Here is a 22,721-nt window from a genome sequence, read left to right on the forward strand (position 1 = left end):
GCCCAACGACGGTCTATTCGGGTAGTTGTGCCGCATCTATGCGACAACCCTGCCGGGTACCCCAAAACCGGCATTTGGTGCGCGCTTGAGGAAGTCGTAGGGTGGTGGTCATGGGCATGCTGTGCGCGGTCAGCTTCAACCGGTACGGCCGCCTCTACTACCTCGACCCGGGCGAGTTCTCGCCCCAGGTCGGCGACCGTGTGCTGGTGCCCACGGACGACGGCCCCGAGGTGGCGGAGTGCGTCTGGGCGGCGCAGTGGGTGAGCGAGGAGACCTCGGGCTTCCCCAAGGTCGCCGGCATCGCCGACGAGAACGATCTGCGCCGCGACGAGTTGCTCCGTAAACGCAAGGCCGAGGCCAAGGTCGCCGCGAAAAAGCTGATCAAGGCACACGAGCTGCCGATGAAGGTCGTCGCCGTCGACCACGTGCTCGACCCGACCGGCGGCAACAGCGCCCGCACGACGATCTACTTCACCGCACCCCACCGCGTCGATTTCCGGTCGCTGGTCCGCGACCTCGGCGCCACCCTGCACTGCCGCGTCGAGCTCCGCCAGCTCTCCGCCCGCGACTCCGCCCGCGTCCAGGGCGGCATCGGTTCCTGCGGCCGCGACCTCTGCTGCGCGACCTTCCTGACCGACTTCGAGCCGGTCACCATCCGCATGGCCAAGGACCAGGACCTACCCCTGAACCCCCTGCGCATCTCCGGCGCCTGCGGCCGCCTCATGTGCTGCCTCAAGTATGAACATCCGCTGTACGCCCGATTTGCGGAGTCCGCGCCGCCTGTCGGAAGTCGAGTGACCACCCCTGAAGGTGACGGTCGGGTGGTGGGGCACAGCGTCCCGAAGGATTCGGTGACAGTGCGTCTGGATTCCGATGGGTCTCGGTGCTCCTGCTCGCGCGCTTCAGTCTGCGGCCCCAGACAGGCCTACGAGGGTCGCGAGTCGTCTCAGGTCGATGGAGCCACCTCCGCCTGATTTCGGCTCGTCCTCAAGCCCAGCCTGGTTTGAACTTGGTCTCGATCTGTTCCGCCCGATAAGTCGGCTACCCGGTTTTCGGTCTCCCCTTCCCGCGCGGGATTACTCTGATGGCGGCGAATACCTTCCGTACGGCGGCGCGTTGCTCTCCAAGGTTCAGCCGATTAAACTCCGCGCGCGCCACCGCGATGTCGATCGGTCCGGCGGTCTCATGCCCGGCTGCCTCGCCGAGACGCGTCCTGATTTCAGTTAGTTCGTGGCGAAGTGTCGCGGAGCCCGTGACTAGGGCAGTCCTGTCGATAAGGTCTGCCGTTCGGTCTTCCACCAATTCCGCCATCAGAGTCTCGATCTCCGACTCGCGCTCCTGCAGCGAGGCCAGGTCCACCGCATCGGTTTGCGACCTGAACGCCCTTCGGCCGGTTGCCGCCATCTGCTGGATCAGCCGGGACAGGACCACCCCATCAGCGAATTCCAGCGGCAGTTGGCAGTGTCCGCGGCTCGCGGCCTCCTCTTTGGGACCCTGGCAGACATAAATCGGTACATCGCCCCGTTTACTCGCCCCCATCGGCCCGCCACACACCCCACACGTGGCGATTCGCGATAGCAGCTGGGTCAACTTGCCTACCGAGCTGTCCGGGCGTTCACGGCCGGCCAAGAGCGAATCCATCGCGTGCCAGGTCGGTTCGTCGACTATCGGCGTCCATGTCCCGTCACCCATGATCTGGCCATACAGGGCCGACTTCCCCATGTTGCGGGGTGCCCGTAGCAGCGCCCGGACCGCGACATTGTTCCATCGGCCGGAGGGGTCGTAATTATTGGTACGGGTCGTCCGTGGTCGGGCGGTCGCCGAGTCCGGCGCGGACGTCCGGAACCCGGCTGCGTTCCACTCCCTGGCTACGGTGGTCAGTGCTTTGCCCGCGAGTACGTCGTGATAAGCCCTCAACACGGCTGCAGCCTCGGCTTCGCGTATCGTGCCGTCCATCTCGTAACCGAAAGGCCGGCGGATCCATTGCGGCTTACCGGCGGCCACCCGAGCGTCGTTGGCGAGAATTTGGCGTTCGGCTTTTCGCTCGGTTTCGGCCGATGCGACAGCGGCCAAAATCCTCGCGACCATGCGACCGACATCCGTCGTCAGATCGATGTCGCCGGTGGCGGTGGCCACAGCGATGTCACGGTCCAGCGCTAGGTCGATCAGGTACTCCAAATCCTTCATGGAGCGGGTCAACCGGTCCAGATGCCAGGACACGATGAGGTCCGCGCCGCCCGCTTCGATCTTCCGAAGCACGCGTTGCCAACCCGGGCGGTCAGCGAGTCGGGCGGTCGTGGCGGAGATCGTGTCGTCCACGACATCGGCCACATCCCATCCCCTGGCCAGGGCGAGTGCGCGGCATGCCTGTTCTTGGCGCTGGAGGCCTGCGCCGTCGCCGATCCTGTCCATGCTCATACGCAGATAGAGCACAGCCCGTAAGGGCGTTGTGGTCGCTGAGGCGGCTTGCATGGCGCGGCGTCTCGCTGCGCTCCTGATGCGCGGAGTGCTAGGCACGCGACTACCTTAGAGGCTACGGCGCGCGCGTGAAAGGTTCCGGGTCTGCCAGGTTTGCTGACCGTGGCTGAGCCTTCAGCTCACCTTGATCGGCTCCTCGATGTAGTGCGGGGTCAGCGGCTCGGCCGGGCGCAGCCAGGGGCTTTCCGGGGCGCCGTCGGGGTCGGCCTGCCAGTTGCGGCTGATCTTTTCGAGGCCGATCGGGTGGATTGTCAGGGTGCCCTCGCGGTCGATGTGCAGGCGGAGGAAGCTTTTCGCGTCTTCGATGCCCTGGCCGGCGAAGAGCTCGTTGACGTTCACGTCGAAGCGGCTCGCGATCAGCAGGTAGAGCGCGCACAACTGGGTGGCCACGAAGCCGCCGATCGGCAGGTAGACCACCGCCGCGACCACCAGCGGGCCCGGCCACTCCCAGCCGTGGGCGGGCACCCGCAGCCACACCCAGGTGCCGCCGGCGGCCAGCGCGATCTGGGCGAAGCCGTGCAGCAGCCCGAGGATCCAATGCCGGGAGTGCTTGGGCTTGTCGGCGCCGGGTGGCTGGGCGAAGAGCACCGCACCGGCCAGGATCAACGCGATCATGAAGACCAGCGGGATGCTGAACAGCCGCCGGAAGATGTCCTGCTCGCCTTCCTGCCCGACCGCGCCGGCCATCGCCAGCATGGTCAGCGTGGTGATCAGGCCGAGCATGGTCACGAAGCCCGGGTTGCGGGTCGGCACCCGGTGGAAGACGCCCCAGCCCATCCGCCGTGACGCCGCCGCGTCGGGGAAGGCCTGGCGGAACGGGAAGGTCCGGCTGACGCTGCGGTTGCGGGTCAGCGTGCCCTCGGGCGGCACCACGATCTGTTTCGGCAGCTGGGCGGTGCCGAGGAGGTACGCCCCGCCGCCGCCGCAGGTGATCAGCTGTTGCTCGTCGTCGCTGTAGCGCGCGTAGTGGTGCAGGTCGCCGGAGACCATCACCCGGACCGTCGCCTGGCGCGGCGCGATGATGGTCCGGACGAAGTAGTCGATCGCGTCGTAGTCCTTGGGGTCGTCGGCCGCCTTGACCCATTTCGGCGACGGCGTCATCAGGATGACCCGGTCCTCCGGCCCCAGATCGCGGGCCGCCTTCTCGAAGTACAGCAGTTGCGGATCGTCGATGTACGCCCCGAACTGCTCGTCGATCGCGAACAGCCACCAGTCCTGGGGCAGCTTGACCGCGAAGTAGGACCGGCGCTGCTCGGTGCGCCAGCCTCCGATGTGCCCGTCCTTGCGCCGTGCGAACAGCCGCAGGAACGCCGTCAGCCCGTCGTACCAGTCGTGGTTGCCCGGCAGCGCGAACAGGATCGGCCGGTGCCCCTCGGCCGGCGCCTCGGGCAGGGCCGCCCGGTAGGGGCCTTTCATCCGGCTCTCGTAGCCGTCCCCGCTGGCCAGCGGATAGACCTGATCGCCGCCCATGAGCAGCAGCCGCCCACGCGGCAGCGTCGTCCCGCCCACCTCGAGGCCGGGCTGGGCCAGCAGGTAAGCCACCGAATACGTCGCGTGGAAGCCGTCGCCGAGGTCGGCCACGTAGTCGAACCACAGCTCGCCGTCGGGCGTGCGGGAATGGTCGAACCAGCCCCCGTCGAGTGAGTTCTGCAGCTCGCGCTTGTCGAGGTAAGCCCCGAACAGCACCGCCAGCAGCGCCCGCAGGCCGGTGCTGAGCAGCAACAGCGGCGCCAGCCAGCCGACCGGCCGCTCCGGCTTGAAGCCCAGCTCTTTCGGATCCATGCTGGTCGGCCGCCGGGGCACGACCTGCCGGTGCGGCGCGGGCGTCGGGTGATCGTCAGTCACGCCAGGCACACTAGCCCCGCCACACGACAGCTTGCTTGCCCGATTACACCGGACCCGCCGCACCGCCCCCGGACCCATGGCGTACGATTGGTCATCGTTGCCGCCTTAGCTCAGTCGGCTAGAGCGACGCACTCGTAATGCGTAGGTCGACGGTTCGATTCCGTCAGGCGGCTCGGGTAACAGATAGGCCCCGTGACCAGGCGAAACAGCCTGTGTCACGGGGCCTTTTTCGTGCCCTCACCATGATCAAGGGTGTAGCTCAGGGCGTACTCGGCGTTTCTTGAGTGCCTCCGAAGAGCGCACCACCCATACGCTGAGTAGCCGCCCGCGCCATCTCGGACGCGATGTGGACGTAGCCGCGCGTCGTCCGCGAATCCGAGTGCCCGAGGATCTCCTGGACCACCTCGATCCCCGTGCCGAGCGCGATCAGGATCGTCGCCGCCGTGTGCCGGCCCGCGTGCAACTTGATCTCCGGCACCTCCGAGTCGGCAAGCAGCTGCCGCCAGGCCAGATAGTCATGCTTCGGGTCGACCGGCCGGCCGTCCTCCTCTGTGAAGACCAGGCCGTGGTCCTGCCACGTCACGTCGCCAGGATCCGCTCGACCATCTGCGCCTTCTGGTGCTCGCGAAGCATGGCGACCAGCTCGGGCGACAACGGCACCGTCCGCTTGATCTTGCCCTTCGGCTACTTCAGCACGAGCCCGGTCCGCCGGTCGACGCTGGCCGGCGTCGACAGGTCGTAGACCGGTAGCTCGGTTGGACCGCATCTGCATGGTGCGCTGAGGGCAGTAGCCAGCCTTCCGGCGCCGGGACGCGAAGATCGCGTCGTACGGGTTGTCGGCGGCCGAGACCTTCCGAGCCAGGAGCATGGCGACTGCGAACCGGGGTGGAGCCGCATCGGACGATGGCGATGGTGAAGGCCGCGGCGAGGTCCGGCTCGTAGACGGCGCTGGTCAGGGAACGGCGATGGTGTAAAGGCCCGTGCAGAACGGCGCCCCGGCGCACCCCGCCCAGGTCGGCAGTGCGCGATCCGGCCGAGGAACCATCACCCCAGCTTACGGCCGATGCCGACCAGCGCCTCCCGTGGCATGGTCGCCGTCCAGGTGCCCTGTGCGGCGTCGGGGAAGACCCGCACCTCGCGGCGTCCCGGTTCGCGTTCTTCGTACCGGAAGATGTCGCAGGCGAGCTCGAAGGCCCGACGGTGGGCGGACTCCGGCCCGTACTCGTCGACCAGCCGGACGAGGCCGTACATGTCGGTGAGATAGCGGCCCAGCTCGAGCTCCGCCTCGGTCCGGCTTGGACCGGAAACCACGAATGGGTCGTCCATGAGCCGGAACTCCACCTCACCGAAGCCGGCCGAGCGCAGGTACGACTCGGTCTCCTCGCGCTCGAAGTGGCGGTGATCGTGGCCGGTCGCCGAGTAGACGTCCACGACCTTGCTGAACCAGGTGTCCACCGGAGAGCCCGCCAGGAAGTCGTGCAGGACGAAGACGCCCCCCGCTTCGATGACCCGGTACGCCTCGCCGACCACCCGTTGCCGGTCGGCGATCGGGATGTGGTGGGTCCCGTAGGCGAGCAACACTCCACCCACCGACGCGTTGTGGAAGAGCAGCTCCTCGGCCCGCTGTCGCAGCGCCGGAATACCTTGAGCCCAGGCCGCCTCCACCATGAACGGTGACGCATCGCAGGTGATGACCAGGGGGGTGTCCTTGCCGAGCAGCGACAGGACCCGGTGGACGAGCCCGTCGCCGCCCAGCAGATCGAGCACGACATCGGACTCCGCCCGGCTGTATCTGCTCAGGATGTCGGTCAGCTGGTCGATGCCCCGCAGCCGGGTGCGGACGGACCGCTGCGCGACGACGTAGCTCGCACCACGCCCGGCCGCGCCGAAGTCGTCTCCGGCGGTCTCGTCAGCCGGACGCTGCTGCTCGGCGATCCGGACCGGGTCGACGCGGTCGCGGAGCTGCGGATGTATCTGGACCAGCGCCTGGACCTGAGCCTGGGTGTCCTGACCGTTCATCGTTCTTCTCCCCGTTTCTGGATGTCGGGTTGTTCGGCGGCCGAAAAGATCAGGTCCAGATGGCGTTCGCCGCGGTCGGGGAACAGCGTGACCACGCGGGACCGCTCGGGCAGCAACGGCAGGGCAGCCGCCGGGTCCCGGGTGGTCCGCCGAAGATCACCGAGCCGACGCCGCGCCGGCCACGACGGCGAACTCCCGCTCGTCTTGCCGATCGGTCACGGCGTCCTCATCGTCCGTCCGCCGCGGCGGCAGTTCGGTCTCGCAAGCTCTTGGGGCGCATGTCGGTCCAGAGCTCCTCGATGCGCTTGAGGCAGTTCTCGCGCTCGTCCGGCTCACCCACCGCCCGCCAGCCGGCCGGGACCGGCCGATCGGCGGCCCAGATGGAGTACTGCTCCTCGTCGTTGATCACGACCAGCCACTGGTCGTCGACATCGATATTTGTCACAGCCGGACCTCCAGTTCATCTTTGCCGGTACGCGGAACCTCCGCGCCGGCCAGAAAGTTCAGGGCGGCGTGGGCCAGCACGTCGGTGAGATCCACGACCGGGACGCCGACGTCGGCTGCCGGGGCGATCACCGACAGCTCGGTGCAGCCGAGCACCACGCAATCCGCGTCCGGATGAGCGCTCAGCAGCGCCTGTACGCACCGGGTGAACCCGGCCCGGGCCGGATCGGCCGGTTCTCCGCGCTTGACCCGGTAGATGAAGTCGGTGATCTGCCGTTGCCCGTCCGCCTCGGGGTACACCGCGCGGATGTCCGGGGCGAAGTGCGGATCGAAGGTCCGCAGCGTGGCGGTCGCCTCGGTGGCCAGCATCAGCGGCCGGGCGAGGCCTGCGCGCTCCAGATGTGCGGTGGCCTCCCGGAGCAGATCCACGATCGGAGCCCGGGACTCCCGGAGAAGGTCGGCTCGGTAGATGTGCGTGGTGGCCGAGGGGATGGCGATCAAATCCGCTCCGGCCGCGTCGAGCCGGCGGACGGCCTCCCGCAGAGCGGGCAGCGGGTCCGGGCCACCGGCCAGCTGGTGGTCGATCCGGCTGGGGATCTGCTCAGCGACCAGGATGACGGCGGTGTACTTCTCGTCGGTCACCGCTGGGCACAGGTCGAGGACCCGCCGGTAGAAGTGCGCCGCCGCGTACGGCCCGACACCGCCGACGATGCCGAGCCGGTTCATGCGTCGCCTCCGGTGGCGAGAACGGTGTCCACGGCGTCGCGCAGCCGAGCAGCCACCGTGCCCACGTTCGCCTCGCTGAACAGACTGTGGTGGTTGCCGGGCAGGAGGCTCACGTGGGTCTCGCCCCGGGTCAGCTTCTGCCAGCTCTCCGGTCTGACTACCGGGCGGGAGAGCGTGGGGTGCTGCTCGGTCGCCTTGAACAGCCAGATGTCGGCGGCGACCTCGGCCGGCCGGAAGCGATCGGCCGCGTGACCGTTGGCGGTGAACACGTCGTACATCCGCCGCACCGTCGGTGTCCGGGCGCCGGCCGGCAGATGTCCCCGGTCGACGAGATACCGGGTCAGCCGGTCGAGAACCGTCTCGACATCGGCGTCGTCCGCGATCTCGGCGGCGTGGGACAGCGAGAATCTCGCCAGATCCGGCACGTCCGCGAACCGGTCCTCCGTGGAGTCGACGCCGAAGGCGCGAGCATCCAGCACGCCCAGGAACGCGACCTGTTCGCCGGCCTCCTCCAGCTGTCGGGTCATCTCCAGGGCCACGTTGCCGCCGAAAGACCAACCGGCCAGCAGGTACGGTCCCCGTGGCGCCACCTCCCGTACCTCGGCCAGGTACCGCTGGGCCATGGCCGTGATGTCGGTCAACGGGGCGTCATCGGTGTTGTAGCCGACGGCCTCGATCCCGTAGACCGGCCGCCACTGTCCCCACTCGCGGGCGAGCGCGAAATAGCCGCAGACGTCACCGGATTGCGGATGAATCAGGAACAGCGGAGGGCCGCCCGGGCCGGGTGCGGTCAGCGGCACGACCAACCGGTTGTGGGGCCGTCCGGCGTGCGCAGCCATCGCCTCGATGGTCCGGTGCTGGAAGACCGCGTTCAACGGCAGGTCGATGCCCAGCTCGGTGGTGAGCGCGCCGATTAGCTCTACGGCCTTCAGTGAGTGACCACCGAGCTCGAAGAAGTCCTGCCGTACGCCGATCGGACCGTGTCCGAGAACCCGTTCCCACACGGTCACCATGCGCAGCTCGGTGCTGTCCCGCGGCTCGAGCACCTCCGCCCCGGTGTCGGCCGGTGGCGGCGTCCGCCGGGCCAGCTCGGCCCGGTCGACTTTGCCGTGCACCGTTCGCGGCAGCTCGTCGGCCGCCAGGAAGCGAGCCGGGTGATAGGCCTGCGGCAGGGTCTCGACCACCGCGGCACGCAGCGCGGCGGCGTCGAACGGGTCGGCCACCACGTGGGCCACCAGTTCTTTGTCGCCGGCCACCACCACGGCGGCGGCCCGGACGCCGGGCACCGCGAGCAACGCCGACTCGATCTCCCCCGGCTCGATCCGGATTCCGCGGATCTTGACCTGGTGGTCCAGCCGGCCGAGGTATCGCACCTCGCCGGTGGGACCGATGCGCCCGAGGTCTCCGGTGCGGTAAACCCGCTGCCCGGGGTGGAACTCGTCCGGCATGAAGCGGCTCGCGGTGAGTGCGGGGTCGCCCCGATAGCCGGCCGAGACGCGGGGCCCGCCGATCGCCAGTTCACCGACCGCACCGCGCGGCAGCAACCGTCCCCGGGAATCCAGGACGTAGATCCAGGCATCGGGCAACGGCCGGCCGGCCGGGATGTACCCGGCCTCGAGGTCGGCTGCGCTGAACCGGTGGAAGGTAGTGGTCATGGTGCATTCGGTCGGGCCGTACTGGTTCACGACCTCGACGTGGTCGCCCAGGGCGGCCACCGCCGCGGCCACCGCCACCGGTAACTCCTCGCCGCTGCTGAGGATCAGCCGGAGTCCGGGCCGGCGGGTCTCCCGCGCGGCCTCGGTCACCAGCGCACCCAGCATCGACGGCACCACGGCCAGCAACGCGGTGATGTGGTTGTCCGACAGTGCCGACGCGATGGCCCGCTGGTCGCGAGCCTGCTCGTCGGACAGCAGCACGAGACGCCCACCGGCGGCGAGCGTGCCCAGGATCTCGCGCACGGCGGCGTCGAAGGACAGCGCCGCCAACTGCAGCACCACGTCCTGGTGGCCGAGCCGGTATTCCCTGATCACGTGCCGCAGATAACCGGCCGCGGCGCCGTGCGTGGTGGTCACGGCTTTCGGCGTCCCGGTGGAACCCGAGGTGTGGGTGACGTACGCGATGTCGTCCGGCACGGGTCCGTCGATGGTCAGCGGGGACGAGGGAACGCCGTCGGGGTCGATGATCCGTACGTCGCCGGGCAAGGCCGGATCGCCGGCCCGCCGATCGGTGATCACCAGTGGGAGGCCGGTGATGAGGCGCTGCAGCCGGGCGGGCGGCTGGAGGGGGTCGAGGGTGAGCAGTGTGGCCCCGCTGCGCAGCACGGCCAGCATGGCAACCACGAGAGCCGCCGATCGGGGTAGCAGCACCCCGACGTGGACGCCGCGACCCGCGCCGGCCTCGTGCAGCCGAGCGGCGAGATCCTCCGCCCGTGTCCACAGCTGCTCGCCGGTCAGGGTCACGCCATCGGCGGTCAGGGTCGGCGCGGCCGGTCGGATACCGCGGCCGACCAGCTCGGTCAGCGTGGTGTCCGCCTCCGGTTGCGCCGGGAGGGGCAGTACGACCGCATCTGCTCCGGCCAGTGGCAGGGCGCCGAGCGCCGCGTCCGGCGTGGAGACGACCGTGGACAGCACCCGGCGGAAAACCGACGCCAGGACGGCCGCCGACTCCGGGTCGTACAGGCGGGTGGCGTAAAGGAGGGATCCGGTGAAGCGGCCGGACTGGCGCGACAGCGTCATGCTCAGGTCGAACTTGACGCTGACCCGGCTGGTGTCCAGTTCCTCGGCGGTCACACCGGGGAGATCGATCGCGCCGGCGCTGCCGACATCGAGGGTGAACTGAATGTTGAAGAGCGGGTGCCGAGCCAGGTCGCGGTGCGGATCAAGCTGTTCCACCAGCCGCTCGAAGGGCAGCTGCTGATGGTCGTGGGCGTCCGCGATGTCCAGGTGCAGGGTGGCCAGCAGTTCGGTGAACCGTTGCCGGGAACCGACGTCGATCCGCATCACGATGCTGTTCAGCAGCGGGCCGACCAGCTCGGCGAACTCGGGCCGGCTGCGCCCAGCGCCGGCGATCGGCGTGCCCAGCACGACGTCGGTGGTGCCCGAGAGCAGACCGACGGTGATGGCGAACGCTCCCAACAGGACGCCGAACGTCGTCGTTCCGCTCTCTCGGGCCAGCTCGTCGACGGCCTGGGAGGTGGCGACATCCAGCTCGAACCGGTGCTCGGCACCGTCCTCGACGAACACCGCCGGTCGCGGGTGGTCGGGGAGAATCTCGGTGGCCGAGGCCCCCGCCAGACGCTGCCGCCAGTAGGCCGAGTCGGGTCCGTCGTCCGGATGTGAGCGTTCCCAGCGGGCGTAGCCGGCGAACTGGACCGGCGAACGCCCGGCCGGCCGGTCGCCGGCGGCCAGCGCCCGATAGGCCGCGCTGAACTCCCGCCACAGGATGGCCATCGAGGAGCCGTCCACCAGGCTGTGGTGGATCACGAAGGCCAGCACGTAGTCGGCGCCGGAACGGCCCAACGCGGCGCGGACCAGCGGTCCCTCGGCCAGATCGAACGGCTCGGCCGCGCACTCGTCGGCGAAGGCGACCGGAGTGCGGTGGCCCAACTCGACGACTTCGTCCCACAGCGGGCGGACCGGGCCGACCACCTGCACGGAGCCGTCACCGTAACTGGTGCGGAGTATGTCGTGCCGCGCCACGACCGACAGCAGTGCGTCGTGTACCAGCCCGGGATCGACCGCGCCGCGCAGGATGACCGTCGCGTTGACGTGGAAGTCGGTGCGGGCGGTCCGCAACTGCTCGAGGAACCAGAAGCGCTGCTGGGTCGAGGACAGCGGGGCCGCGCTCTCATCGGCCGGTCCGGCCGGCGCGGGTTCGGTCGCCTCGGTGAGGTCACCGATGAAGTCGCACAGCGCACCGACCGTCGGATGGGCGAACAGCTGCCGCATCGGAATGTCGACGCCGAGCTGCTCCCGTACCGCGGCCACGAGCCGCGCGGCCAGCAGGGAGTGGCCGCCCAGGGCGAAGAAGTCGTCGTCCAGGCCGATGCCGTCAAGCTTGAGCACGGCCGCCCAGATCGCCGCCAGCCGGCGCTGCAGCGGGGTCTCCGGGCGCACGGAACCGCGGCCGACGGCCGGCACCGGCATGGGCAGCGCCGCCCGGTCGAGCTTGCGGTTCGGGGTCGCCGGAAGCCGCTCCATCGTGACCAGGACCGTGGGAATCATGTAGTCCGGCAGCACGTCGGCGAGATCCTGCCGCACCTGCGGCCAGCTCGGCGGGGCCGGATCGTTCCACACGACGTAGGCGGCCAGCGTCCGCTCGACGCCCCGACCGACCGGGCCGACCGCGGCGTCGGCGACGGCCGGGTGTTCGCGCAGCCGGGCCTCGACCTCCTCCGGTTCGATCCGGAAGCCACGGATCTTCAACTGGTTGTCCGCTCGGCCCAGGTACTCGAGGGACCCGTCGAAGCGGCGGCGCACCAGGTCTCCGGTGCGGTACATACGCGCACCCGGCCTCGCCGGGTCGGGGACGAACCGGGCTGCGGTGGCGGCCGGATCGCCGATGTAGCCGCGGGCCAGCCCGCTGCCGCCGATGTAGAGCTCGCCCGGAGCGCCCGGGGCCACCGGCCTGCCCTGCCCGTCGAGCACCACCAGCGTCGTGTTGGCCACCGGCTCACCCAACGCCGGCGGGACCGTCGTGGCCTCCGGCACCAGCTGCTGAGTGGAATTGATGGTCGTCTCGGTCGGGCCGTAGGAGTTCCACAGGCGCTCGGTGCGCGCGGTGATGTTGCGGGCCAGCTCGGCGGAGAGGGCCTCACCGCCGGAGAACGCCCGGATCGGGCCGCCCTTCCAGCCCGAGGCGATCAGCAACGACCACCCGGCCGGGGACGACTTCATCACCGTCACCCCGGCGTCGCTGATGACCTCGGCGAGGCGCCGGCCGTCGACGACGGTGTCCCGGTCGATCACCTCCACCCGGGCTCCGGCCGCGAGCGGTGCCATGAGCTCCAGCACCGCCCCGTCGAACGAGATCGTGATGGTCGCGGCCACCGTGTCCGCCGGCTCGAGCCCCACCATCTCGATCCAGTCCGCTGCGATGTTCGCCAGACCGCCGTGCCGGAGCATCACGCCCTTGGGACGGCCGGTGGATCCGGAAGTGTAGATCACGTAGGCCAGGTTCTCGGGATCCACCGGTGCGGGCTCGACGACGGCCGTGCGGGTCTCGGAGACGGTCAGCGACCGGGCCCCGGCCGCGGCCCAGTCCAGCAGTTGCTCGGTGGCGCCGTCGGTCAGGACGACCGAGGTGCCGCTGTTGCGGAGCATGTAGTCGACGCGCTTCGCACCGTACGAGGGGTCCAGCGGGAGATAGCCCGCTCCGGCCAGCCAGACGCCGAGCAGCGCGGCCACCATGACGGGCGTCCGCTCGAGACAGACCCCGACGGTGTCGTCGGGGCGCACCCCGGCCGCGCGGAGCTGCGCGGCCACCCCAGCGGCGAGGGCCATCAGCTCGGCGTAGGTCAGCACCTGGGTCCGGTTGCCGACCGCCGGCGCACCGGGGCGGAGCCGCGCCTGTTCGATGATGCGGTGCACCAGCATCGGGGCGTCGGCCAGGTCGCGCCCGGCGATCACCGGCGGGTCCTCGGCGCTCACCAGCATCAACCCGATGACGGGATCATGCGGGCGACGGGTGGCGACCTCGAGGAGCCGGATGTACAGCGTGACCATCTTGTCGACGGTGACCGCGTCGAACACGTCGGCGGCGTAGACGACGTCGCCCCGGGCCCCGCCGTCCGACAGCCCGTTGGTCAGAAACAGCTCGAAGTCGAACTTGGCGTACTCCACTGGGAATTCGACCCAGGACGCGGTCAGGCCCGGCCACCGCGGTAGCGGTGGTTCGCCCTGCTGCATAGTGATGATCGTTTCGAACAGCGGGTTCCGGTTGCGCACCGAGGACCGGCCGAGCCGTTCGATGACCTCGGCGAACGGCACCCGATGCCGGGAGAACCCGGCCAGCGCGGCGTGCCGGGTCCGCCGGATCACTTCGACGAAGTCGGGCTCGTCGGCCACGTCGATCCGTAACGCCACCATGTTGAGGAGCGGGCCGATCACGTCCTGCAACTCGGTGTCGGACCGGCCGAGCACCGGCGTCCCGACGACCACGTCGGGTTGCCCGCTGAGCATTCCGAGAAGCGCGCTGAAGCCCGCCGTGTAGACCATGAACTCGGTCGCGCCGCAGTCGTGGGCAAGGCGCCGGACGCGCGCGGCCAGGGCCGCGGGCACGGTGAAAGACGTCTGCGCACCCGGGCGGCCGCCCGCCGCACGCCGGGGCCGGTCCAGCGGCAGCTCCAGCTCCGGCGCTCCGGCCAGCGTGCGTGTCCAGTAGTCGAGATCCGCGCTCGACGGCGCCGTAGCGGCGGCAGCGACGTCGGCGTAGGTCAGCCGCGGTCGCTCCAGCACCGGCGGCTCGCCGGCCCGCACCCGGCCGTACCCCTCGGCGATCTCGTTCCACAGCAACGACATCGACGGTGCGTCGACCACGATGTGGTGTACGACCAGCACGACCAGCCACCGCCGGTCGGCCATCTCGTAGACGTGGACGCGCATCGGCGGCTGGGTCGCAAGAAGCAGCGGTTCGGCGGCCGCCGCGGCGGCGAGAGCGACCGGATCGGTCTCCTCCGACGTGTCGCCCACCCGGACCTGTACGGCGTCGGGCCGGTGGACGACCGGCACCGGCGCGCCGTCCCGATCCGTGAATCCGGTCCGCAGCACCGGATGCCGGGTCACCACGGCGGCGACCGCGGTGCGCAGGCTGGGAAGGTCCAGATCGCCGACGAGCTGGACTGCCTCCGCCACGTTGTAGGCCGCCGAGTCGCCGAGGATCCGGTCCACCAGCCAGAGCCACTTCTGTTCGGCCGACACATGCCGGGCCGGATCGCCCTGACCGGGCATCGCCCCGGCGGCCGGTTCCGCGTTGCCGGCCACGCGGGCCCGAGCGGCCTTCAGGCGGTCCTGAAGTTCACTCATCGGCGGTCTCCTCACCCAGCAGTTCGTGCTCGATGGCCAGCGCCAGCTCCGCGATCGTCGGATTGTCGAAGAGCAGCACCACCGGCAGGTCGACCTCCAGGGCCCGCCGTAATCCGCTGATGACCCGGGTGGCGAGCAGCGAGTGCCCGCCCAGGTCGAAGAAGTCGGCTTCGGCGTCGGTGGCCGGCAGGAAGCGGCCCCACACCTCGGCGACCAGCAGCTCGGACTCAGTACGCGGAGGACGGCCTTCGGCCGGCTCGTTCGAGGGAGCCGGCAGACGATTGCGGTCCACCTTGCCGCTGGCCGTCAGGGGCAACTCGCTGATCGAGATCAGATCGGCCGGGACCATGTACGCCGGAAGCCGCTCGCTCAGGAACTGGCGGACGGTGTCGCGGTCGACCACGCCGTTACGGCCGACGACGTACGCGAGCAGCTGTTTGTCCCCCGGTTGCGCCTCGGAAACCGTCACCACCGCCTCGGCGACGGCGGGGTGGCGGGCCAGGGTCCGCTCGATCTCGCCGAGTTCGACCCGGATCCCACGGATCTTCACCTGGTGGTCCCGGCGCCCCCGGAAGGTGATCGCACCGTCCGGCCCGCACACCGCCCGGTCCCCGGTGCGGTACAGCCGCGCCCCCGGCACGGCCGGATCGGGCAGAAACGCCGCCGCGGTCTTCGCCGGATCGTTCCAGTAGCAGCGGGCCAGCCCGACGCCACCGACGTACAGCTCGCCTTCGACATTCGGGGGAGCAGGCCGGCCGTCATCGTCCAGCACGTGCACCCGGTAATTCGTCAGCGCCCGGCCGATGGGGATCATCGGTAGGGCGGCGTCGGCGGGTGAACACGTGTGGATGGTGGCATCGATCGACGCCTCGGTCGGGCCCCACTGGTTGTGCAGCCGGCACGGCGTACCGGCGAACACCTCGTGGAACCGGCCGACGAGCTCGGGACGCAACGCCTCACCGCTGGACACCACGGTCCGCAGCGATGGCGGCGGACTCCCGGCCACCTCCTCGAGGAACAGGCCGAGCATGCTCGGCACGAAATGGAGCACCGCCACCTCGTGGGCCGCCGCCGCCCGTGCGATGGCCTGCGGGTCCCGGTGCAGGCCGGGCTCGAGCATCACCACCCGGCCGCCGACGATCAGCGGCCAGAAGAGCTCGACCGCCGAAGGGTCGAAGCTGAGGACCGTCTTGTGCAGGACGCCCTCGCCCGGGCGCAGCGGATGCCGCTGCTGCATCCAGCGCATCCGGTTCACCCAGCCGCGGTGCGGGATGGCCACGCCCTTGGGTTTCCCGGTCGAGCCCGAGGTGAAGTAGAGGGATACCAGATCGTCGGGATCGACCGGGACGCTCAACGGCTCGCCGGCCTCGCCGGTCACCGTGACCACCTCGACGTCGAGGCCGTCCACCGGACCGCACGGTGAGGCGTCGACGACGCAGTGACCGGCACCGGCCTCGGTGAGCAGGGTGTGTACCCGGGCGGGCGGGAGGTCGGGGTCCAAGGGGATGTACGCCGCTCCCGCGTGCAGCACACCGAGCAGCGCCACGAGCAGGTTCGGACCACGGTCGCACCAGACGCCGACCAGCGCCTGCGCGCCCACTCCCCGGTCGGCGAGGGTCCGGGCGAACGCGCGAGCCGCGTCATCGAGCTCGCGGTACCGGATCCGCCGAGATCCCGACTCGACGGCGACCGCGTCCGGCGTCCGGTCGGCCTGCGCCTGGATCAGCTCGTGCAGGGTGTGGGCGATGTCGAGATCCTGCTCGAGGTCGCCGCCGGCCGTCCGCGGCGGAAACTCGGTCATGCTGGAAAAGCGCGAGACCACATTCAGCTCCTTGGTTGGCGACGGCCCGCTAATCGGCGTCGATCCGGCGGTCGGGGTCGACGGCGATCACCATCAGCGAACGGACCAACTCGTCGACGAGAGCATCGATCAGCGCGGCATCGAAGCGGTCCGAGCGGTACTCGACGGCGCCGGTCAACCCGCCGGGCTCGCCGGCGCCGGTGAATTCCTCTTCCAGCAGAACCTCGATGTCGAACTTCGCCGCCGTGGCGGCCCAATTCTGGAATGTGAGGTCTACCGGACCCAGGTCGAGCGCCGGCTCAGCGCGGTCCGCGACCGAGAAGAGGATCTGGATCAGCGGGCTGCCGAACCGCCGTCGCGCGGGGTTCACCGCGGCGACCACCTTCTCGAACGGGGCGTCCTGGTGGGCGAACGCGCTCAGGTCGGCCTCGCGGACCCGGCCGAGCAGCTCGGTGAACGTCGGGCTTCCCGAGGTGTCGGTCCGCAGCACGACCGTGTTGGTGAAATAGCCGACGAGGTCGTTGAGCGCTTCGTCCGACCGCCCGGAGACCACCGTGCCCAGGGGCAGATCGGTCGCCTTTCCGAGCCTGGTGACGGCGGCGGCGAGAGCGGTGTGGATGACCATGAACAGCGTCGCGCCGGTCTGCTGCGCCAGTTTCACCGCGCTCCGATGGGTCTCCGCGTCGACCTGCAAGTGGCGGGTGCGGCCCGGTCCCGATCGTCCGGTACGGGGCTCGGACGCGAGCCCGGACTCCTGCGGCAGACCCGCCAGGCGGTCTCGCCAATAGCCCAGTTGGCGAGCCATGAGGCTGTCCGGGTCGAGCTCGTCACCCAGGAGTTCGTGCTGCCACAGCGCGTAATCGGCGTACTGCACCGGCAGCTCGGGCCACTGTGGAGCCCGGCCGGCCGCGCGGGCGGCGTAGGCCCGGCTCAGATCCCGGCAGAACACCGGCTCGGACCAGCCGTCGAAGGCCGCGTGGTGGACGACCAGGACGAGGCGGCCCCGGCTCGGACCGGTCCGTAACAACGCTCCGCGAAGCGGGATGTCCGTGCCCAGATCGAACGGCCGGGCGATGAACGCCCCCTCCTCGCCGGCCGGCACGTCGACGAGGAGAGGACCGAGCTCAGCCGGAGACACGACCCGCTGCTGCGGGACGCCATCGGTGTCCGGGAAGACGGTGCGCAGGCTCTCGTGCCGCACGACGACGTCGCGCAGCGCCCCCCGCAGAGCGCGATCATCCACGTCGCCGGAGAAGTCCCACACCAGCGGGACGTGATAGGAGGTGTCGGACGGATCCAACTGGTTGAGGAACCAGAGGCCGCTCTGGGAGAACGACAGGGGAATCACAACAGCTCGCCCTCGCGGGTCCGGCGCCGCAGAACCGGCCGCGCGGAGCGGGTGCGGCCGGCCAGCGTGCCGGCGAGGCCGGCCACGGTCGGCGCGTCGAAGATGTCGCGGACCGAGGCTTCCGCGCCCATCACCGTCCGGATGCGGTTGAGCAGCCGGGTTGCCATCAGCGAGTGCCCGCCCAGCTCGAAGAAGCTGTCGTCGGCGCCGACCCCTTCGACGCCCAGGATCTCGCCGAACAGGGCGCACAGCTGGTGCTCCTCCGGGCTCGACGGTCCCCGGCCGCCGGCGCGGTGATCCGGGACGGGAAGGGCCCGTACGTCGAGCTTGCCGTTGCCGGTCAGCGGCATCTCGGTCAGCTCCACGAACGCGGCAGGCACCATGTAGCCGGGCATCGACTCCGCGGCCGCCTTCTGGAGCGCGGCGGCCGGCACCCGGTCGTCGGCGGTGTAATAAGCGACGAGCCGCCGATCACCGGGCCGGTCCTCGCGGACGACGACCGTCGCCTGGCCGACCCCGGGCACCGACCGTAGGTGGTGCTCGATCTCGCCGAGCTCGATCCGGAACCCCCGGATCTTCACCTGGCCGTCGGCCCGGCCGAGGAACTCGAGCTCCCCGTTCGGGGTCCAGCGGACCAGGTCGCCGGTCTGATACATCCGCTGCCCGGGCGGACCGAACGGGTTGGGGATGAACCGTTCCGCGGTCAGCGCCGGGCGGCTCGCATATCCGCGGGCCAGGCCGGCTCCGGCGACGTAGAGCTCGCCGGTCACACCGGGCGGCACCAGGGCCAGCTTGTCGTCCAGCACGTACACGAAGGTGTTGATCAGGGGCGGGCCGATCGAGGCTCGGCCGAACGCGTCGGTCACGTCGGTGTCCAGCATGGCGATCGACACGTCGTCGGAGCATTCGGCCGGGCCGTACACGTTGGCCAGCGGCACGCCGGGCACCTGCCGATGCCACCAGCTGATCAGGTCGGGCGGTAGCTCCTCACCGTGGGCGAGCATCCACCGCAGCCCGGCCAGCCGCTCGACCAGCCGCGGCGTCTCCGCGCAGGACTCGAGCACGGCCCGCAGCAGGGAGGGGACGATCTGCACGATCGTGATGTTCTGCTCGGCACAGCATTCGGCCATGGCGACCGGATCGCGCGCGACGTCGTTGTCGACCGTGTGGACGCGGCCTCCGACCGCCAGCATGGTCAGCGACTGCCAGATCGAGACGTCGAAGGTCAGCGGCGCGTTGAACATCAGGACGTCGCGCTCATCCAGTTTGTACAGCTCGATGATCGCGTTCAGGTGGTTCGACAGACCCCGGTGGGGCACCAGAACACCCTTGGGGCGGCCGGTCGAGCCGGAGGTGAACACGGCGTAGGCCAGTTCGTCCCGGCTCGGCTGAGCGGCGAATCCCGCGACGTCGGCCTGGCCGGAGCCCGGCGCCACAACCCGGACCGGGAGCCCGGCGGAGGCGGCGATCGACTCGGCCCGGTCGAGCACGTCGGAGGCCGCGAGCAGCAGGCCCACCTCCCCGTCCTCCAACATCTGCGCCGCTCGCGAGACACCCGTGCTGACGTCGACCGGCATGAATCCGCAGCTGGCGCCGAGCACACCGAGCACCGCCGCGACATACCAGGGCGCCCGGTGGGCGAGCACCGCGACCAGCGTGTCCGGCCGGGCGCCCGCGGCCCGCAAGTCATCGGCGATCCGGGCGGCGATCCCGACCAGCTCGCGGTAAGTGATGCGGTCGTCCGCGCCGGAGACTGCGATCGCCTCCGGCCGCTGCTCGGCGATCTGCCGCACCATCGCGACCAGGTCGAGGGGCGGCTCGTCGGTGACCGGCCCGTTCCACTGTTCCAGCTGCAGGCGCCGTTCGGCCGCGGTGAGCAGGCTGAGCCGGCTGAGCGGCACGTCCGGGTCGGCCGACACGAGCGTCAGCAACCGCAGCAGCCGAGCGCCCAGCTGACCCACGGTGGCCGGGTCGAACAGGTCGGTCGCGTATTCGAAGACGGTTCGCACGCCGGCGGCGCTGCCGTCCACGCCGAGCTGCTGGAAGAAGTCGACCGAGAGGTCGAACTTGGCGGTGTCCAGCGGCTCCGGAAGCGCGGTGCTCACGACGTCCGGCAGCCGCAGCTCGTTGGTGGTGGCACCGTCGTCGAAGGCGAAGAAGACCTGGAAGACCGGGTGGTAGGCGCTCGACCGCTCCGGTCTCAGCGCCTGCACGATGCGTTCGAAGGGCACATCCTGGTGCGTGAAGGCGGCCAGATCGGTGTCGCGGGCCCGGTCGAGCAGGTCGCCGAAGGTCGGGTCGCCGGACAGGTCGAGGCGCAGCACCAGCGTGTCGACGAAGAACCCGACCAGCGATTCCAGTGCGCGGTCGCTACGCCCGGCGAACGCGGTGCCGAGCACGACGTCCCGGCCGGCGCCGTACGCCGACAGGACCGCCGCCAGCGCCGCGTGCAGCACCATGAACAGCGTGCAGCCCCGCTCGGCGGCCAGATCGACCAGATCGGCGTGCAGGCCGGGCGGGATGGTCAGCTCGGTGGTGCGGCCCCGGTAACTGGCCACCGGCGGTCGCGGCCGGTCCAGGGGCAGGGCGATCAGCTCCGGCGCCCCGGCCAGCGTCTCGGTCCAGTATTCGAGCTGCTTGGTGGTCAGCTCGCTGGGCTGCTCGTCGGTGCCCAGCAGGGCCTGGTGCCAGATCGTGTAGTCGACATACTGGACCGGGAGCGCGGCCCAGGACGGAGCCACGCCCGCGACGCGGGCCCGGTAGGCCGTCGACAGGTCCCGCGCCAGCAGACCGCCCGACCAGCCGTCGCAGGCGATGTGATGGACGAACAGGGCCAGGTGGCTCACCCGGCGGTCGCTGATCAGCAGCGCCGCGCGGAACGGAGGTTCGCTGCGCAGGCTGAAGTCGAGGTCGGCCAGCTCCCGGACGACCTCGTCGATCTCGTCGGCGGCGACCCGGCGTACGGTCAGCGGCGTCGTGACGGCCGACGGGTCCAGCACCATCTGCGCCGGTTCGCCCGCCTCCTCCGGGAAGATCGTGCGCAGCGTCTCGTGACGGACCATCACATCCCGGAGCGCCCCGGCGAGCGCCTGGTCGTCGACCTCGCCCTCCAGCCGCCAGAGATAGGTCAGGTTGTACGCAGCTCCCGATTCGCCGTAGCGGTGCAGGAACCACATCCGTCGCTGGGCGAAGGAGAGCGGGATCCGCGCGGGCCGGTCGACCGGGTGGAGCTCGGGCCGGCGCTTCGCGGCCGTCATCGGGCACCGCCTTCTGAGCCGACCAGGCCGGCCATGGCCGCGGGCGTACGGGCGGTCAGCACCGAGGCCATCGAAAGCTCGATGCCGAAGGCTGCCTTGACCCGAGAGATCAACCGAATGGCGTGCAACGAGTGGCCGCCGAGGAGGTAGAAGTCGTCGTCCGGCGAGATGTCGGCAAGGCCGAGGACATCGGCCCAGACCGCCACCATCCGCTGCACGGACGCGTCGCCGGGACCGGCCGAGCCGATCCGGCGCACCTCGATCGGGGACAGCGCGTCCCGGTCGACCTTGCCGTTACCGGTCAGCGGCAGGGCATCGAGGAATTGTACGGCCGCCGGTACGGCCGACGGGGGAAGCAGCCGGCCGAGCGACTTCTGCAGCGCCTCGGCCTGCACGTCGCCGAACCCGTCGCGGCGGACGACGTAGGCGTCCAGGTGGGTGACCAGCCCGGTGTCGTCCCGCCGGGCGACGACGGCGGCGGCCTCGACACTGCGCTGACGCCGCAGCAGCGTCTCGATCTCCAGCAACCCGATCCGGTGGTCGCCCACCTTGACCTGGTCGTCCAGCCGGCCCAGCACCTCGACGCCGGCCCCGGGCACCAGGCGCCCGACATCACCGGTCCGGTACGGCGGTGCTCCGCGCTCACCGAAGCCGGCCCGCCCGGCCCGCACCTCGTCGAGATAGCCGATCCCGATCCCGGGGCCCGAGACGACCACCTCGCCCGGGACCCAGGGCGGGACCGGGTGCCCGGACTCGTCGACCACGGTCAGCGCGGAGTCACCCAGCGACGTGCCGACCGGGATCGAGGCGCAGCGCGGATCGACGGGAAGTCGCACCAGCGCGCACGACGCGCCGATCGTGGTCTCGGTGGGGCCGTACTCGTTGTAGACGCGCAGTCCGGGGTTCAGCCCGGCCACGCGCTCGGCCAGGCTCGGAGGAAGCGACTCACCACCCACCACCAGCACCTCGGTCGGCAGCCAGCCGGCGGCCGGCTCGGCGATCAGTGCCGCCAGTCGCGACGGCGTTATTTTGAGCGCCTCCACCGGCCGGTCGGTGAACTCGGCGGCCAGCAGCCGCGGGTCGGCGGCCCGGTCCGCGTCGACCAACCGCACGCATCCGCCGCTCGTCAGCGGCAGGAAGACCGCCGTATAGGCCAGATCAGCCGCCATCGTCGAGACGGCGGCGAAGCTCGCGCGGTCCCGCAAATCCAGTTCGGAGCGGCTGGCCGCCGCGTAGTGGGCCAGCTGGGTGTGTCCGATGACCACGCCCCGGGGCTCGCCCGAGGTGCCCGACGTGAACATCACGTAGGCCACGTCCGACTCGGCGGCCGGGCTGGGTTGTGCTGTGGCGGTCGGGGGCGGGCATGGCGGAACGGCGACGGCATCGACCGAGCAGGTGAACTCCTCGAGGGTTCGGGGAACCAGCACCAGCTCGGCCTCCAGGTGCCGCAGGATCGTCTCGATCCGGCCCCGCGGCCACTCGGGGTCCAGCGGCACGAACGCCGCACCGGCCAGCCAGCAGCCCAGAATCGCCGCCGGCGTGTCCGCGGTCGCCGGGGCCAGCAGGGGCACCTGGTCTCCCGGGCGGACACCGTGGTCGGTCAGGGTGGCCGAGATCGACTCGGCCCACGCCGCCAGCTGCCGGTAGGTCGTGACGTTGGCGCCGCAGCGGATCGCGGGATCGTCGGGAACACGGCCGGCCTGGTGAAGGAATCGGCGGAGCACCGAATCGTGCCGGGCCGACTGCGGGGAGAGCGTGCTCGCGGTCATTCTCGCCTCCCT

At 70.5% G+C, this 22,721-nt stretch carries 12 protein-coding genes and 1 tRNA gene; 2 read left to right on the plus strand and 11 right to left on the minus strand.

Annotated features, from left to right (window positions below):
- Positions 1 to 110: 110 nt before the first annotated feature.
- Positions 111 to 974, plus strand: a complete 864-nt coding sequence (ricT, locus tag AB0J66_RS30530; RefSeq protein ID WP_364667843.1) for a regulatory iron-sulfur-containing complex subunit RicT — start codon at positions 111 to 113, stop codon at positions 972 to 974.
- Between the two features lie 67 nt (positions 975 to 1,041).
- Here the strand turns inward: ricT and AB0J66_RS30535 are convergent, their stop codons facing one another.
- Positions 1,042 to 2,433 carry a recombinase family protein gene (locus AB0J66_RS30535; protein WP_364667846.1) on the minus strand — a complete coding sequence of 464 codons (1,392 nt, stop codon included), beginning with the start codon at positions 2,431 to 2,433 and terminating at the stop codon, positions 1,042 to 1,044.
- A 159-nt stretch (positions 2,434 to 2,592) separates the two neighbouring features.
- Entirely contained in the window at positions 2,593 to 4,260 is a 1,668-nt protein-coding gene (locus AB0J66_RS30540) for a metallophosphoesterase (RefSeq protein WP_364668256.1), read from the minus strand.
- A 162-nt stretch (positions 4,261 to 4,422) separates the two neighbouring features.
- On the opposite strand from AB0J66_RS30540, the gene AB0J66_RS30545 reads away from it, so the two are divergent.
- Positions 4,423 to 4,496, plus strand: a tRNA-Thr gene (locus tag AB0J66_RS30545).
- Between the two features lie 86 nt (positions 4,497 to 4,582).
- Here AB0J66_RS30545 and AB0J66_RS30550 read toward each other — a convergent pair.
- The 9 genes from AB0J66_RS30550 to AB0J66_RS30590 form a co-directional block, all read right to left on the minus strand.
- The gene (locus AB0J66_RS30550; RefSeq protein ID WP_364667849.1) at positions 4,583 to 4,906 is read right to left on the minus strand and encodes a tyrosine-type recombinase/integrase; all 324 of its coding nucleotides are present in this window, start codon (positions 4,904 to 4,906) and stop codon (positions 4,583 to 4,585) included.
- Between the two features lie 461 nt (positions 4,907 to 5,367).
- Complete coding sequence (locus AB0J66_RS30555; RefSeq protein WP_364667852.1) at positions 5,368 to 6,342, minus strand: methyltransferase domain-containing protein; 975 nt, start codon at positions 6,340 to 6,342, stop codon at positions 5,368 to 5,370.
- A 226-nt stretch (positions 6,343 to 6,568) separates the two neighbouring features.
- The gene (locus AB0J66_RS30560) at positions 6,569 to 6,787 is read right to left on the minus strand and encodes an MbtH family NRPS accessory protein (protein WP_364667855.1); all 219 of its coding nucleotides are present in this window, start codon (positions 6,785 to 6,787) and stop codon (positions 6,569 to 6,571) included.
- Positions 6,784 to 7,512: an amino acid racemase gene (locus tag AB0J66_RS30565; protein ID WP_364667858.1), complete on the minus strand. Its 729-nt coding sequence runs from the start codon at positions 7,510 to 7,512 to the stop codon at positions 6,784 to 6,786. The genes AB0J66_RS30560 and AB0J66_RS30565 overlap by 4 nt, the downstream gene beginning before the upstream one ends.
- Positions 7,509 to 14,534, minus strand: coding sequence for an amino acid adenylation domain-containing protein (locus AB0J66_RS30570; protein WP_364667860.1), 7,026 nt, complete (start codon positions 14,532 to 14,534; stop codon positions 7,509 to 7,511). The genes AB0J66_RS30565 and AB0J66_RS30570 overlap by 4 nt, the downstream gene beginning before the upstream one ends.
- Positions 14,527 to 16,335: a non-ribosomal peptide synthetase gene (locus AB0J66_RS30575; RefSeq protein ID WP_364667863.1), complete on the minus strand. Its 1,809-nt coding sequence runs from the start codon at positions 16,333 to 16,335 to the stop codon at positions 14,527 to 14,529. The genes AB0J66_RS30570 and AB0J66_RS30575 overlap by 8 nt, the downstream gene beginning before the upstream one ends.
- A gap of 49 nt (positions 16,336 to 16,384) precedes the next feature.
- Complete coding sequence (locus tag AB0J66_RS30580) at positions 16,385 to 17,683, minus strand: condensation domain-containing protein (protein WP_364667865.1); 1,299 nt, start codon at positions 17,681 to 17,683, stop codon at positions 16,385 to 16,387.
- Entirely contained in the window at positions 17,680 to 20,940 is a 3,261-nt protein-coding gene (locus AB0J66_RS30585; protein ID WP_364667868.1) for an amino acid adenylation domain-containing protein, read from the minus strand. Before AB0J66_RS30585 ends, AB0J66_RS30580 begins: the two co-directional genes overlap by 4 nt.
- Positions 20,937 to 22,709, minus strand: coding sequence for a non-ribosomal peptide synthetase (locus AB0J66_RS30590; protein ID WP_364667871.1), 1,773 nt, complete (start codon positions 22,707 to 22,709; stop codon positions 20,937 to 20,939). Before AB0J66_RS30590 ends, AB0J66_RS30585 begins: the two co-directional genes overlap by 4 nt.
- Between the last annotated feature and the right edge of the window lie 12 nt (positions 22,710 to 22,721).

Source organism: Actinoplanes sp. NPDC049598, assembly GCF_040675435.1.
Classification (GTDB): domain Bacteria; phylum Actinomycetota; class Actinomycetes; order Mycobacteriales; family Micromonosporaceae; genus Actinoplanes.

Bases quoted from the DNA above. Each gene is read 5' to 3' on its own strand.
- AB0J66_RS30570 (WP_364667860.1), bottom strand. From the start codon at position 14,534: ATGAGTGAACTTCAGGACCGCCTGAAGGCCGCTCGGGCCCGCGTGGCC.
- AB0J66_RS30585 (WP_364667868.1), bottom strand. From the start codon at position 20,940: ATGACGGCCGCGAAGCGCCGGCCCGAGCTCCACCCGGTCGACCGGCCC.
- AB0J66_RS30555 (WP_364667852.1), bottom strand. From the start codon at position 6,342: ATGAACGGTCAGGACACCCAGGCTCAGGTCCAGGCGCTGGTCCAGATA.
- AB0J66_RS30575 (WP_364667863.1), bottom strand. From the start codon at position 16,335: ATGACCGAGTTTCCGCCGCGGACGGCCGGCGGCGACCTCGAGCAGGAT.
- ricT (WP_364667843.1), top strand. From the start codon at position 111: ATGGGCATGCTGTGCGCGGTCAGCTTCAACCGGTACGGCCGCCTCTAC.
- AB0J66_RS30590 (WP_364667871.1), bottom strand. From the start codon at position 22,709: ATGACCGCGAGCACGCTCTCCCCGCAGTCGGCCCGGCACGATTCGGTG.
- AB0J66_RS30540 (WP_364668256.1), bottom strand. From the start codon at position 4,260: ATGGATCCGAAAGAGCTGGGCTTCAAGCCGGAGCGGCCGGTCGGCTGG.
- AB0J66_RS30565 (WP_364667858.1), bottom strand. From the start codon at position 7,512: ATGAACCGGCTCGGCATCGTCGGCGGTGTCGGGCCGTACGCGGCGGCG.